This window comes from Pedobacter sp. HMWF019, from assembly GCF_003061025.1.
Classification (GTDB): Bacteria; Bacteroidota; Bacteroidia; order Sphingobacteriales; family Sphingobacteriaceae; genus Pedobacter.
On sequence record NZ_QAIL01000434.1, the window covers coordinates 1 to 13,048 of the forward strand.

The window sequence follows — 13,048 nt, forward strand, 5'->3', positions numbered from 1 at the left end:
TATTTGCACACTCTTAAAAAATTAAGCGACTAATAATTAACAATATATATTAAAAGGCATGTCTAGAGTTTGTGATTTAACCGGAAAAATGGCGATGACAGGTTTTAATGTTTCTCACTCGAACGTTAAAACTAAGCGTAAGTTTTATCCCAACTTACAACTTCAGAAATTTTATATTCCTGAGGAAGATCGTTGGATTACACTGAAAGTATCTACTTCAGCTATTAAAACCATCAATAAAATTGGTATTACAGAAGCAATCAACCGCTTCGTGAAAAAAGGATTTTTGTAACAACTTCGGCTGGTTTTTACTGGCTTCAATTATAATAAAATGGCAAAGAAAGGTAACAGAGTACAAGTTATTCTAGAATGTACAGAGCATAAAACTAGTGGCATGCCTGGTATGTCTAGATATATCTCTACTAAAAACCGTAAAAACACTACAGAAAGATTAGAGTTGAAAAAATTCAATCCAGTGTTGAAAAAAGTAACTGTACACAAAGAAATTAAGTAATACATTTAGTATCTCACTAAATACAATCTATTTAGATCATGGCAAAAAAGGTAGTTGCAACCCTTAAAACGGGTAAAGGAAAAGAGTATTCGAAAGTTATTACAATGACTAAATCACCTAAAACAGGTGCTTATTCTTTCAAAGAAATCATTGTTCACAACGATCACGTTAAAGATGCTATTACTGCACCTCAAGAAGGTAAGTAATCTCAATATTCTATAATATTAGAGCCGTCCCTTCAATATGGGAGGGCTTTTTTTGTTTTGTTAAACATTCGTATGGGTTTATTTGATTTTTTTAAGAAAAAGGAAACTGCTCCTGAGGCTCAAGAGGCTTTGGACAGGGGACTAGAGAAAACTAAGGAAGGTTTTTTAAGTAAGATCACCAAGGCGGTTGCGGGTAAATCAACGGTTGACGATGATGTTCTGGACAACCTTGAAGAAGTATTAGTGACCTCCGATGTGGGTGTTTCCACTACACTCAAAATTATCGAACGTGTACAGAGTCGGGTTTCAAAAGACAAATATTTATCTACATCAGAACTCAATCACTTATTACGTGATGAAATCCAGCTTCTGCTTGCGGAAAACAATAGTAATGATTTCCGTAAATTTGAATATGGCGATCATAAACCCTATGTAATTATGGTGGTAGGTGTCAATGGCGTGGGCAAAACGACTACGATCGGTAAACTGGCGAACAAACTAAAAAACGAAAACCTTAAAGTTGTACTTGGTGCAGCAGATACCTTCAGGGCAGCAGCTGTAGAACAGATTAAACTTTGGGGAGAGCGGGTTGGTGTTCGTGTAGTGGCCCAGGCTATGGGCTCAGATCCTGCTTCGGTAGCATTTGATACGCTCCAATCGGCAGTTGCGAATAAAGAAGATGTAGTGATCATTGATACTGCCGGTCGTTTGCACAATAAGATTGGCCTGATGAATGAATTGGGAAAAATCAAAAATGTAATGGAGAAGGTTATTCCGAATGCACCGCATGAAATTTTGCTGGTGCTGGATGGCTCTACCGGACAAAATGCTTTTGAGCAATGCAAACAGTTTACCGAAGCAACAGACGTAAATGCACTGGCCATTACCAAACTGGATGGAACAGCTAAAGGCGGGGTTGTTATTGGAATTTCGGACCAGTTCAAAATCCCTGTAAAATATATTGGTGTAGGTGAGGGTGTAAATGACCTTCAGCTATTCGACAAAAAAGCTTTTGTAGACAGCTTGTTTAAATAAGGATCTGCAATACATATTAAATTGACTAAAAAAATAAATGAATACTAAGACCACTTCCAAAATCATTACCGCTAAAAAACCTAAGATCAATGTCATTACCTTAGGCTGTTCTAAAAACATCTATGATTCTGAAGTTTTAATGGGACAGTTGCGCGGCAATAGCATGGATGTGGTTCATGAAGCAGGCAAAGTTGGCAAAGACGATATCGTGGTGATCAATACCTGCGGATTCATTGATAATGCAAAACAGGAGTCTATTGATACCATTTTGCAGTACAGTCAGCTCAAGGATGAGGGCAAAGTAGCCAAAGTTATTGTAACCGGATGTCTTTCGGAGCGTTATAAACCAGAATTGGAATCTGAGATCACCAATGTTGACGCTTATTTTGGCACCAACGATTTGAACAATATCCTGCATTCTCTGGGTGCAAACTATAAACATGAGCTGATTGGCGAGCGTTTATTGACCACTCCCTCTCATTTTGCATATTTTAAAATTGCAGAAGGTTGTAACCGCCCGTGTTCTTTCTGTGCGATTCCACTAATGCGTGGTAAACATGTATCACGCGATATGAATGAACTGGTGAATGAAGCTAAGATTCTTGCAGCCAACGGTACAAAAGAACTGATTCTGATTGCACAGGATCTTACTTATTATGGCCTTGATATATATGGCAAACGTAACCTTGACGAATTGTTAAGACGTTTATCGGATGTTAATGGCATAGAGTGGATTCGTTTGCAATACGCCTACCCTTCCGGCTTCCCGATGGAAATTCTGGATGCCATGAATGAAAGGGAAAACATTTGTAAATACCTTGATATGCCGCTTCAGCACATTACAGATAATATGCTGAAATCTATGCGCCGCGGTATCACCAAACAAAAAACAATAGATATTGTAAACCAGATCCGGGATAAAGTTCCCAATATCGCTATGCGTACCACGCTGATTTGTGGTTATCCTGGTGAGACAGAGCAAGACTTTGAAGAAATGCTAAGTTGGGTGGAAGATACCCGTTTCGACAGATTAGGTTGTTTCACCTATTCTCATGAAGAAAAGACCCATGCTCATAACCTGATAGATGATGTTCCTGAAGAAGTGAAACAGGAGCGTGTCGATGCTATTATGGAATTGCAACAAGGTATTTCTTTTGATATTAATCAGGAAAAAGTAGGTAAGACATATAAAGTATTGGTCGATCGAAAAGAAGGCGATTATTTTATCGGAAGAACTGAATTTGACTCTCCTGAGGTAGATAATGAGGTTTTAATAGACGCTGCTACTGGTTATGCTGCCAATGGAAGTTTTGTACAGGTAAAAATTGACCGTGCCGAAGATTTCGATCTGTATGGACAGATTGTAAAATAAAAGTATGGCCCTATGAATTATGGTTTAATAACTTAAATTCGTGCCGATGCTTGCTAAATATCTATCATACCAGGATACCAACTCCTTCTCTTCTATTGTATTGGATTACATAGAAGGGAAAAATGTACTTCAGCCTTTTTTTAAATACAAGCCCGATATACGGGGTTTCCAAGAGGCTATTGAAGAGCGGAATACAGATTGCAACAGGGATTTACTGGTACAGGTATTACAGCGTCAGTATGAAGGCATAACTAAAAGTGAACTGGTTAAACAGCATATTGAACTTCTTGCAGACCGAAAAACTTTTACCATTACCACCGGACATCAACTGAATATCTTTACTGGTCCCTTATATTTTATCTATAAGATTATAACAGCCATTAACCTGGCCAGGGAACTAAAACTGACCTACCCGGATTATAATTTTGTTCCAGTATACTGGATGGCTACCGAAGACCATGATTTCGAAGAAATTAACCACGTAAAGGTAGAAGACAGATTACTGTCCTGGAACAAGAAAGCCACAGGTGCAACGGGAAGATTAAGTACAAAAGATATGGCTGAGGTTCTGCTGGCTTATAAAGGGTACTTAGGTATCAGTGAGAATGGCAGGAAACTGGCCGACCTTGCTGAACAAGCTTATTCTGGTCACAGTACACTTTCCGCAGCAACGAGAGCGCTGGTTAACGGCATTTTTGGTGAAGAGGGCCTGGTCTGTATAGATGCCGATGAACATCTGCTTAAAAAGGAATTTGCTTCGGTTGTTTACAAAGACATTACAGAGCAAAACAGTTTTAAGCAGATCAGCGCTGCTAATGCGGCACTGGAAGATAAAGGATATAAACCTCAAGTCAATCCAAGAGAAATTAATTTTTTCTATATGAAGGATCAGCTTCGAGAAAGGATTATAGAAGAAAATGGCTTGTATAAAGTAAACAACACTTCTATTGGTTTTACTAAAGAATTGCTTCAGAAAGAAATAAATGAATTTCCGGAACGCTTCAGTCCTAATGTTGTGATGCGTCCAATGTACCAGGAAATTATACTTCCCAATCTCGCCTATATAGGGGGTGGTGCAGAAGTAACTTACTGGTTGCAGCTGAAATCAAATTTCGATTTCTATAATATACCTTATCCTGTACTGATGCTCAGGAATTCGGCACTGGTGATTGACGCACAGAGTGCAAGAAAAATGCATATTCTGGGCATTACCCACCAAAGTCTTTTTCATAGTAATGAAACACTTAAAAACGAGTGGATTAAAGTCCATGTAAATAATCTTGCTTTAAGTTTGGAAGATGAACGCAGATCTATAAGTGCCATTTTTGACCATATTAAACTGGATGCGTATAAAATAGATAAAACACTTTCCCAATCCACAGATGGTGCCCGTATCCGGACGCTCAAACTGATTGATAACCTGGAAAAGAAAATGCTCAGGGCTGAAAAACGCAAGCATGTCACTTCGCTTAATCAGATTGATGCTTTAAAAAACAGATTATTCCCTTCTGGTGTATTGCAGGAAAGAGTCTTGAACATCGCTCCGATGTATGTACTTTACGGCGATGACTTTATACAATCTCTACTGGAAAATTTCAAACCGCTGGAACATCGTTTTACTATTCTTTTTGCTTAACAACTGCCTATGACCTTTCACACTTTCACCGAACAAAAACTCCGTGCTTTTACAGAACGTATTTTTCTCAAAATGGGCTGTAACAGTACAGATGCTGAACTGGCCGCAGATGTCTTGCTAAAATCAGACCTTAGGGGTATAGATTCACATGGGGTAGCCCGGTTAAGCGGGTATGTAAGGCTCTGGGAGAAAAAAAGGATCAATGCACAACCAAACATCAGGATCGTTCATGAAACGGCCACTACGGCAACTGTAGATGGTGATGGCGGATTAGGCCTGGTTGTGGCGCCTTTTGCCATGAAAGTGGCTATAGAGAAAGCAGAAAAATATGGCAGCGGATGGGTAGCTGTTAAAAATTCAAACCATTTTGGTATTGCCGGCTATCATGCATTAATGGCAGTAGAAAAAGATATGATTGGTATTAGTATGACCAATGCCAGCCCCCTGGTAGCGCCGACCTATTCCAATGAGCGCTTATTGGGTACCAATCCAATGTGTTATGCTTTTCCGGCGGGAAAATATCCACCCTTAATTGTAGATATGGCCACAGCCGCCGCGGCAAATGGTAAGCTCGAAATTGCGCAAAGATCTGATCAGCCTATTCCAGAAGGATGGGTACAGGACAAGAATGGAAAGCCCTCTACTGATCCTCATCAGTTAAAAGATGGAGGGTCTTTACTTCCATTAGGTTGCGATAAAGATCATGGAAGCCATAAGGGTTATGGATTGGGTGCTACAGTAGATATTTTATCTGCAGTGTTGTCTGGTGCCAATTATGGGCCATGGGTACCTCCATTTGTTGCCTTCCTGGAGCCGCCTTCAGATCCTGTTGGAAAAGGCATAGGTCATTTTCTAGGTGCAATGCGTGTGGATGGCTTCCGGCCTGCCGCAGAATTTAAATCTCATCTGGACAACTGGATAGAACGATTTAAAAGTTCAGGCACCATTGATCCCTCGAAAAAAGTAGTCATTCCCGGAGAACCGGAATATGCCGCAGAACAGGAAAGAACTCAACAAGGGATTCCCCTCATTGACGCAGTGGTAAAAGATCTGAATACGCTGGCAGAAAAGCTTCAGGTAGAAAGACTATAAGACATAAAAAAAGGGATTCTAATGAATCCCTCTTAATAATCTGTTCCATCTGATCTTACTGAAGAACGATCCGTTAGTATCGTAACTCATCCAGATAAATAAGGCTTTACCAACCACATGGTCCTCCGGTACAAAGCCCCAGTAACGGGAATCCAAAGAATTATGTCTGTTGTCTCCCATCATCCAGTAGTAATCCATTTTAAAGGTATAGGTATCGGCCTTCTGACCATTGATCATCCAGTCTTTTCCTACTTTTTCTACTTTGTTACCTTCATATATTCTAATGCTTCTTTCATAAAGTGGCATCGTTACACTGTCTAACTTAACCGTCCAGCCTTTTTTAGGAATAGTAATAGGGCCAAAGTTGTCAACATTCCATTTGCGGTTTGGATCGTGCGGAAAAACATCCAGGGACTGCTCCCCTTCAACAGCTGTATTTTCTTTCACACTTTCTACAAAGTCCAGCTTGCGAACCTGATCCATCATAGTTTCCGTACCTGTAAACTCATAGGTATTTTGTGCCAGGCCGGTAATATCAGATTGAAGGTTAAAACCCATTCCCTCAAAAATGCTGAAGTTTACATCAGCTGTTTTGAACTTTACAGCATAAGTAATCTGCCCGGTCGGTTTTAATTTCTCAGGTTTACCATTAATGGAAACTAATCCATTTTTCATACTCACTACGTCACCAGCGATACCAATACAACGTTTGATATAGTTTTCTCTTTTATCTACCGGTCTGCTTACAATGGTAAACTGACTGTGCACAGACTGCCAGCCCAATGACCTGACCATTTCATAATAATTGTGGTCCTGTTGCTCTAAAGCCACAGTATCTCCTTCAGGAAAATTAAATACAACCACATCATTTCTCTTGATGTCTGTTAGCCCAGGTAATCGGCGATATTTCCACTGAACACCATCCCAATAAGCTTTGGTGCCGGTAATAGGCATAGTATGGTGCGCAAAAGGAAAGGCAATTGGCGTCATAGGAATCCTTGCTCCATAGTTTACCTTACTAACAAATAAAAAGTCACCAACCAGGAGAGACCGTTCCATTGATCCGGTTGGGATGGTATAAGCTTCTATAAAGAATACCCTGATGATGGTTGCAGCAACCACAGCAAAGATGATGGCATCTGTCCATTCTCTGCCTTTAGATTTCTTTTTCTTTGGATCGGCATCCTTACGTTTTTGCCAGAACTTCCAATTCATATATTATTTATTAAAATTAAATATGTCGGCTATATTATAAAAGCCTTGTTTATCCTTCAACCACTCTGCGGCAACTATTGCCCCTAAAGCAAAACCTGCACGGCTGTGAGCGGTATGTTTTAATTCGATATCATCCACTTCAGAGCTGTAGATTACAGTATGTGTACCTGGAACATGCTCAATACGCTGAGAGGTGATCAGCAATTGATCATTCTTCAGAACATCATTGAAAGGTGTTCCCTCCAGTTCATTCACCCATTCTTTCTTCCCATCCAACTGGTCGATTATACCTTCGGCAATTGTCATCGCTGTACCGCTTGGTGCATCGAGTTTCTGCGTATGGTGGATCTCTTCTACTTGTACCTCATAAGCCGGATAGTTGTTCATCACCTTAGCCAGCACTTCATTGATATGGAAGAAGATATTCACCCCAATACTGAAGTTTGATCCATAAAGCAAAGTATTGTTACTGCTCAGGCAATCATCTTTTACTTTCTGCAATTCCCCGTACCAACCGGTAGTACCCACTACTACAGGAAGATTGGCTTCAAAGCAGGCATAAATATTACCAAGAGCAGCATCAGGAGCACTAAAATCGATGGCTATATCTGCCTTGCGCAAGTTTGATGTCGTCAATTCTTCCAGGTTATCTATATTTATTTTTAAGACAACTTCATGACCTCTTTCTAAAGCGAAACGCTCTATGATCTGGCCCATTTTTCCATAACCAAGTAAGGCTATCTTCATTTCTTATTTAATTTTTAATATATTAAAAGCCAAGGTACTTTTTTTTACCTGAATCAAAACCTGAAACTCACTTTTAATCCCGGAGTATAGGGACTATAACTGTAAACAGCACCATTATTGATCAATGTGGGTGAGAACCTGATGGCCAGATCATCTCCTACATCAAAATACATCAGACGCGCATCCACATAAGCCTCAATTGCCTGTACTGCATATAAAGCGACAAAAGAGAAAATAATCACTTCCTTGTTCCGGCGGTAAGTATCTTTCGCTACCGTAAGCTGTGCAGTCGGATACCTGGCCAGCTCGCTGTTAGGATCAATCTCAGGCTTACCCTGTTCCAAATTAAATTCCCGGTTCTGCAACTCCGTTAAATACCGGTGGTATTGCTTATTATTAGACATATAGGATAAGGTCAATAACGTCGCACCTGTATAAAGCGCGCCGACCTTTACAAGACGATAGACAGTGATGCCATTACCAAGCTGCCCCCAGCCTGGAGCAACAAGTGCCCTGAACACCGCTTTACGTCCCGCGATCCTGCCTTTATTCACATAAGCTGGTTTGATTGTATCAATTTGAGGTGACTTACTAAGTGTAGTGTCCTTTTTTAAATAAGGTTGCTGGGCCTTTACAGTAAAAAAGGCACAACAGAATAAAGCCGATAACAGCAGAATTTTAGGCATTACCAATCTAATAATTCCAAAATCCTGTTCAAATCATCATCAGAAACAAAAGGTATCTCAATAGCTCCTTTTCCATTCTGTCCAACCTTTAATTTTACCTTGGTCGCAAATCTGGAAGCCAGGTCTTTTTGAAGTTTTTGATACTCAAAAGAAACACCCGCAGGTTGCTGTTTTCCAGGTTTAGTTTTCAGTTGTAAACTGTTGATACTCCGCACCAGCTCTTCTACCTTTCTAACAGAAAGTTCTTTATCTATGATTTCCTGGTGAATGAACAATTGTTTATCTACGCCTTCTACATTAATTAGTGCACGGGCATGACCCATGGTAATTTTCTGATCACGGATAGAAATCTGGATGGCAGGCGGAAGTTTCAGCAAGCGCAGATAGTTGGTTACCGTACTTCGATTTTTACCCACACGTTCACCAAGTTGCTCCTGCTTCAGATTACATTCTTCCATCATCCGCTGGAAACTTAAAGCCACTTCGATGGCATTTAAATTCTCTCTCTGGATATTTTCAATCAATGCCATTTCCAGCATTTGCTGGTCATTGGCACTACGGATATAGGCTGGTATTTTGGTTAAGCCGGCAAGCTTGGAGGCACGTAACCTGCGCTCTCCGGAAATTAACTGGTATTGATTGGCTGAAATCTTCCTAACGGTGATGGGTTGTATTAAACCCTGCACTTGTATAGATTCTGCAAGTTCGTTTAAAGAAACCTGATCAAATTCCGTACGGGGCTGATAGGGATTGGTTTCAATTTCACTGATACTGATCTCTCCAATGTTATTTTCCTGGCTCTGTCCCTGTCCGGTTTCACTAACCGGGTTCATCTGGCTCTTTGGCGGATGAGCAGAGTCTGAGTCATCCAAAAGTGCGCTTAATCCTTTACCTAAACCTGTTTTTCTCTGAAAAGATGTCATTAAATCTTATTTATATAATTGCAGTTTTCAAATCTTCCACATGATCAACCAATCCGTTCTTACGAACAATTTCCCGTGCCAGATTCAGATAATTAATTGCACCCTTACAATTTGCATCATGCATAATTACAGATACACCGTAACTTGGAGCTTCACTTAAACGTGTATTGCGCTGTATAATGGTTTCAAATACAAGATCCTGGAAATGCGTTCTTACTTCTTCTACGACCTGGTTCGATAAACGTAAACGTACATCGTACATGGTTAAGAGAATACCTTCAATTTCCAGCTCGGGGTTGAGACGGGTTTGAACAATCTTAATGGTATTCAGCAATTTACCCAGCCCTTCCAATGCAAAATATTCACACTGTACAGGAATGATCACGGAATTGGCTGCAGTTAAGGCGTTAATGGTAATTAAACCCAGAGATGGCGAGCAGTCTACAATGATAAAATCATAATCATCCTTTACCTTTTCCAGAACAGCCTTCATTTTATATTCCCTGCTATTCAGATTGATCATTTCGATCTCTGCACCCACAAGGTCAATATGTGCTGGCAATAAATCAAGATTTGGTGTATCGGTTTTCTGAATGGCTTCCGAAGGTTCCACATCATTGATGATGCACTCATATATGCTGTTTTTTATATTTCTTGGATCAAAACCAATACCTGAGGTGGAGTTGGCCTGAGGATCTGCATCAACCAATAAGGTTCTATACTCTAATACGGCTAAACTAGCGGCTAAATTAATAGATGAAGTGGTTTTCCCTACTCCACCTTTTTGATTTGCCAGTGCAATAATTTTACTCATTTATCTTTTTAAAAATTACCAATTATTTACCTGAGGCTTGACTATACTTGATTTATTAATGCTAAAAAATGCTATTTTTGTAGTTATTCAGGCACTTTTTAACAATTAGCTAAGATACAAACTTATTAGCATATATGTCATCAATGCAATAAGTGTTTTAAACATCTTATTAACAATTTTCACATGATAACGATCATATCAGGCACCAACAGACCTAATAGCAATACGCTTAAAATCGCAAAATATTATCAGAACTCGTTATTAAAAAAAGGCCTGGAGACACAGATTTTTAATCTTGAAGACCTGCCTGATAACCTGATCAAAACAGATTTATATGGAAAAAGAAGTGAAGCCTTTCAACCTATACAGGAACTCATTGCTGGTACTGAAAAGTTCCTTTTTATCATTCCCGAATACAACGGAAGTTTCCCCGGAGTACTAAAAACCTTTATAGACGCCTGTAATTTTCCGGAGAGCTTTTACAATAAAAAAGCTTGTCTGGTGGGCATCTCTTCGGGAAAATACGGCAACATCAGGGGAGTTGATCATTTTGCCGGCATCTGCAGTTATCTACATTTACACGTTATGCCACTCCGCATTCACATCTCTGCCATTAAAACAGAGATGAACGAAGCTTTCGAATTTTACAAGGAGGACACCCTGAAGTTCACCAATGAGCAAATGGATAAATTTATTCTTTTCTAAACACCAAAACTCATCCAGCGCTGCCCTTCATTTCCGAAGACAAAATAACCCGGATATAGGATTTCAGCCACATCTTCCAGCAAAGCAACCAGGAATTCCGGATTGTGCTGATCTCCTTTAAGTTCGTCTATCAAATACAGGCGATTATATTCAACAGCTGGCCATTCTCTTTCCAGTAAGGCAGGAACCACCCCCATCAATGCAAGTATAGAAGTATGCTGTTCCTGATAAATGATCACCCTGGCTTTTTTTAAATCCTGTTCTATAAAGCCTCCAGCTGTATCAAGAACATGATTTAATATTGTATTTTGAAGATTGTCGGTATCCAGTACCGCCACAGGTACTTTATCCATAAACTTGATCTTATGTTCAACAATATCGACCCTGTCCTGGAGCTGTTCCCTTAGAAATCCATCCTCTACTTTATTTATCGCAGCATTTAAAAAAGACATATCAATTTATTTATTACTTTGTGCAAAAGTAATATTCCTAAACAGATGCATCGTATTATTAAAAATATTTTTTGGAGCCTGTGGCTGCTGAGTATATGCTCCTGCCATCCTGATTTGGCAAATAGCTCAAAAAAAGTGTTTAATCTTAATCTCGATGCCAACCTGACTTCTTTAGATCCTGCCTTTGCAAGGAATCAAAATGCCATCTGGATGATGAACCAGATTTTTAATGGTTTGATCCAGATCGACAGCAACCTGCAAACAGTACCCTGCATCGCAAAGACATGGAAAGTATCAGATGATGGGCTTACTTATATATTTAACCTCCGCAGCGACGTGTATTTTCACGACAGCCCGCTTTTTAAAAACGGAAGAGGGAGAAAAGTAATAGCTCCAGATTTTGTGTACAGCTTTTACCGCCTGATTGACCCAAAAGTAGGTTCTTCCGGTGGCTGGATCTTTAGCGATAAAGTAAAGGACATCCACAATTTCACTGCTCTAAACGACAGCACTTTTCAAATCCGGCTACTGAAACCCTTTCCTGCTTTTTTGAATTTGTTAACGACACAGTATTGTTCAGTTGTCCCTTATGAGGTTGTAGAACATTATGGCAAAGATTTCAGGAGCCACCCCATTGGTACAGGTCCTTTTAAGTTTAAATATTGGAAAGAAGATGAAATCCTGGTCTTGTTAAAGAACGAGCATTACTGGGAAGAAGAAGCTGGTGTACGGCTGCCTTATCTTGATGCCGTCAAAGCTTCCTTCATCAGTGATAAACAGAGTGCTTTTATGAATTTCATCAAGAAGGAACTTGATTTCTTTGATAAAGTAGATGGCAGTTACAGGGATGATATTTTAACCAAAAGCGGAAAGATGACTGCAAAATATAAAGGTAAATTCCAACTTAAGAAGGGAGCTTATCTGTGTACAGAATATTTGGGTATGTTGGTGGATACGTCCAAACTGATCGCCAAAAACTCTCCCTTAAAATATAAGAAGGTGAGGCAGGCCATCAATTACGCCATTGATAAAGCAAAATTGATCAAATACCTGCGCAACAGCATTGGAACCCCAGCTACATCGGGCTTTGTTCCCGCGGGGATGCCTGGTTTTGACAGTACCATTGTGAAAGGCTATCATTACAATCCTGAGAAAGCCGCAGCACTACTTGCTGAAGCGGGCTACCCAGGCGGAAAAGGAATGCCACAGATTACGCTAAGTACTTCTACAACCTACAAGGACCTTATTGAATTTATACAGGGAGAACTTAATGCCCAGGGTATCAGGGTAAAGGTAGATGCAAGCCCAAATGCAAGTCTAAGAGATATGATGTCTAAAAATGAGGTTAACTTTTTCAGGGGTTCATGGATCGCGGATTATCCGGATGCAGAAAACTATCTGGCAGTTTTCTATTCCAAAAACCGTGTGCCATATGGCCCAAATTATACCGGCTATTTCAATGAGACTTTTGATAAACTCTTTGAAGAGAGTTATTATGAAAGCAATGCAGAAAAGAGATATGTACTTTACAGAAAAATGGATAACATGGTGATGGAGTATGCCTCAATTGTACCCCTTTATTATGATCAGTCAGTGATTATGTTGCAGAACGGAATCAGTGGCTATTCTATGAATGCATTGAATCTGATGG

Annotated in this window: 15 protein-coding genes; 9 read left to right on the plus strand and 6 right to left on the minus strand. The window is 39.8% G+C overall.

All coding sequences use genetic code 11. From position 1 onward, the window contains the following. Positions 1–58 precede the first annotated feature (58 nt). The 7 genes from rpmB (at position 59) to DBR11_RS22945 (ending at position 5,855) form a co-directional block, all read left to right on the plus strand. Positions 59–292, plus strand: a complete 234-nt coding sequence (rpmB, locus tag DBR11_RS22915; RefSeq protein WP_108554931.1) for a 50S ribosomal protein L28 — start codon at positions 59–61, stop codon at positions 290–292. Positions 293–331: 39 nt separating this feature from the next. Then, positions 332–514 (plus strand): 50S ribosomal protein L33, encoded by a 183-nt coding sequence (gene rpmG, locus DBR11_RS22920; protein ID WP_008242799.1) that lies wholly within the window; start codon positions 332–334, stop codon positions 512–514. Positions 515–552: 38 nt separating this feature from the next. Continuing rightward, on the plus strand, positions 553–720 hold the full coding sequence (locus DBR11_RS22925; protein ID WP_108554932.1) for a DUF4295 domain-containing protein: 168 nt from the start codon (positions 553–555) through the stop codon (positions 718–720). 72 nt (positions 721–792) lie between these two features. After that, positions 793–1,755: a signal recognition particle-docking protein FtsY gene (gene ftsY / locus DBR11_RS22930; protein ID WP_108554933.1), complete on the plus strand. Its 963-nt coding sequence runs from the start codon at positions 793–795 to the stop codon at positions 1,753–1,755. Positions 1,756–1,792: 37 nt separating this feature from the next. Then, a complete protein-coding gene (rimO, locus tag DBR11_RS22935; protein WP_108554934.1) occupies positions 1,793–3,127 on the plus strand; it encodes a 30S ribosomal protein S12 methylthiotransferase RimO in 1,335 nt (444 codons plus the stop codon). Positions 3,128–3,173: 46 nt separating this feature from the next. Beyond that, positions 3,174–4,763 carry a bacillithiol biosynthesis cysteine-adding enzyme BshC gene (gene bshC / locus DBR11_RS22940; RefSeq protein ID WP_108554935.1) on the plus strand — a complete coding sequence of 530 codons (1,590 nt, stop codon included), beginning with the start codon at positions 3,174–3,176 and terminating at the stop codon, positions 4,761–4,763. Between the two features lie 9 nt (positions 4,764–4,772). Then, complete coding sequence (locus DBR11_RS22945; RefSeq protein ID WP_108554936.1) at positions 4,773–5,855, plus strand: Ldh family oxidoreductase; 1,083 nt, start codon at positions 4,773–4,775, stop codon at positions 5,853–5,855. 18 nt (positions 5,856–5,873) lie between these two features. On the opposite strand, the gene lepB is transcribed toward DBR11_RS22945, so the two are convergent. The 5 genes from lepB to DBR11_RS22970 are packed head-to-tail and all read right to left on the minus strand — an operon-like array spanning position 5,874 to position 10,240. Next, entirely contained in the window at positions 5,874–7,070 is a 1,197-nt protein-coding gene (gene lepB / locus DBR11_RS22950) for a signal peptidase I (RefSeq protein WP_108554937.1), read from the minus strand. A 3-nt stretch (positions 7,071–7,073) separates the two neighbouring features. After that, on the minus strand, positions 7,074–7,817 hold the full coding sequence (gene dapB, locus DBR11_RS22955; protein ID WP_108554938.1) for a 4-hydroxy-tetrahydrodipicolinate reductase: 744 nt from the start codon (positions 7,815–7,817) through the stop codon (positions 7,074–7,076). A 53-nt stretch (positions 7,818–7,870) separates the two neighbouring features. Beyond that, on the minus strand, positions 7,871–8,503 hold the full coding sequence (locus tag DBR11_RS22960) for a DUF5683 domain-containing protein (RefSeq protein ID WP_108554939.1): 633 nt from the start codon (positions 8,501–8,503) through the stop codon (positions 7,871–7,873). Then, on the minus strand, positions 8,503–9,426 hold the full coding sequence (locus DBR11_RS22965) for a ParB/RepB/Spo0J family partition protein (RefSeq protein ID WP_108554940.1): 924 nt from the start codon (positions 9,424–9,426) through the stop codon (positions 8,503–8,505). Before DBR11_RS22965 ends, DBR11_RS22960 begins: the two co-directional genes overlap by 1 nt. Before the next feature lie 10 nt (positions 9,427–9,436). Continuing rightward, positions 9,437–10,240 carry a ParA family protein gene (locus DBR11_RS22970; RefSeq protein WP_108554941.1) on the minus strand — a complete coding sequence of 268 codons (804 nt, stop codon included), beginning with the start codon at positions 10,238–10,240 and terminating at the stop codon, positions 9,437–9,439. 183 nt (positions 10,241–10,423) lie between these two features. On the opposite strand from DBR11_RS22970, the gene DBR11_RS22975 reads away from it, so the two are divergent. Then, positions 10,424–10,945 carry an NADPH-dependent FMN reductase gene (locus tag DBR11_RS22975; RefSeq protein ID WP_108554942.1) on the plus strand — a complete coding sequence of 174 codons (522 nt, stop codon included), beginning with the start codon at positions 10,424–10,426 and terminating at the stop codon, positions 10,943–10,945. On the opposite strand, the gene DBR11_RS22980 is transcribed toward DBR11_RS22975, so the two are convergent. Then, positions 10,942–11,397 (minus strand): hypothetical protein, encoded by a 456-nt coding sequence (locus tag DBR11_RS22980; protein WP_108554943.1) that lies wholly within the window; start codon positions 11,395–11,397, stop codon positions 10,942–10,944. The genes DBR11_RS22975 and DBR11_RS22980 overlap by 4 nt on opposite strands. 135 nt (positions 11,398–11,532) lie before the next feature. Between DBR11_RS22980 and DBR11_RS22985 the strand changes: the two genes are divergently transcribed. Then, positions 11,533–13,048: ABC transporter substrate-binding protein (locus DBR11_RS22985; protein WP_369974448.1), on the plus strand; the 1,516-nt coding region annotated here is incomplete at its 3' end.

Bases quoted from the DNA above. Each gene is read 5' to 3' on its own strand.
- DBR11_RS22925 (WP_108554932.1), top strand. From the start codon at position 553: ATGGCAAAAAAGGTAGTTGCAACCCTTAAAACGGGTAAAGGAAAAGAG.
- dapB (WP_108554938.1), bottom strand. From the start codon at position 7,817: ATGAAGATAGCCTTACTTGGTTATGGAAAAATGGGCCAGATCATAGAG.
- bshC (WP_108554935.1), top strand. From the start codon at position 3,174: ATGCTTGCTAAATATCTATCATACCAGGATACCAACTCCTTCTCTTCT.
- DBR11_RS22965 (WP_108554940.1), bottom strand. From the start codon at position 9,426: ATGACATCTTTTCAGAGAAAAACAGGTTTAGGTAAAGGATTAAGCGCA.
- ftsY (WP_108554933.1), top strand. From the start codon at position 793: ATGGGTTTATTTGATTTTTTTAAGAAAAAGGAAACTGCTCCTGAGGCT.
- DBR11_RS22980 (WP_108554943.1), bottom strand. From the start codon at position 11,397: ATGTCTTTTTTAAATGCTGCGATAAATAAAGTAGAGGATGGATTTCTA.
- DBR11_RS22945 (WP_108554936.1), top strand. From the start codon at position 4,773: ATGACCTTTCACACTTTCACCGAACAAAAACTCCGTGCTTTTACAGAA.
- DBR11_RS22970 (WP_108554941.1), bottom strand. From the start codon at position 10,240: ATGAGTAAAATTATTGCACTGGCAAATCAAAAAGGTGGAGTAGGGAAA.
- rimO (WP_108554934.1), top strand. From the start codon at position 1,793: ATGAATACTAAGACCACTTCCAAAATCATTACCGCTAAAAAACCTAAG.
- lepB (WP_108554937.1), bottom strand. From the start codon at position 7,070: ATGAATTGGAAGTTCTGGCAAAAACGTAAGGATGCCGATCCAAAGAAA.
- rpmG (WP_008242799.1), top strand. From the start codon at position 332: ATGGCAAAGAAAGGTAACAGAGTACAAGTTATTCTAGAATGTACAGAG.
- DBR11_RS22960 (WP_108554939.1), bottom strand. From the start codon at position 8,503: ATGCCTAAAATTCTGCTGTTATCGGCTTTATTCTGTTGTGCCTTTTTT.
- rpmB (WP_108554931.1), top strand. From the start codon at position 59: ATGTCTAGAGTTTGTGATTTAACCGGAAAAATGGCGATGACAGGTTTT.
- DBR11_RS22975 (WP_108554942.1), top strand. From the start codon at position 10,424: ATGATAACGATCATATCAGGCACCAACAGACCTAATAGCAATACGCTT.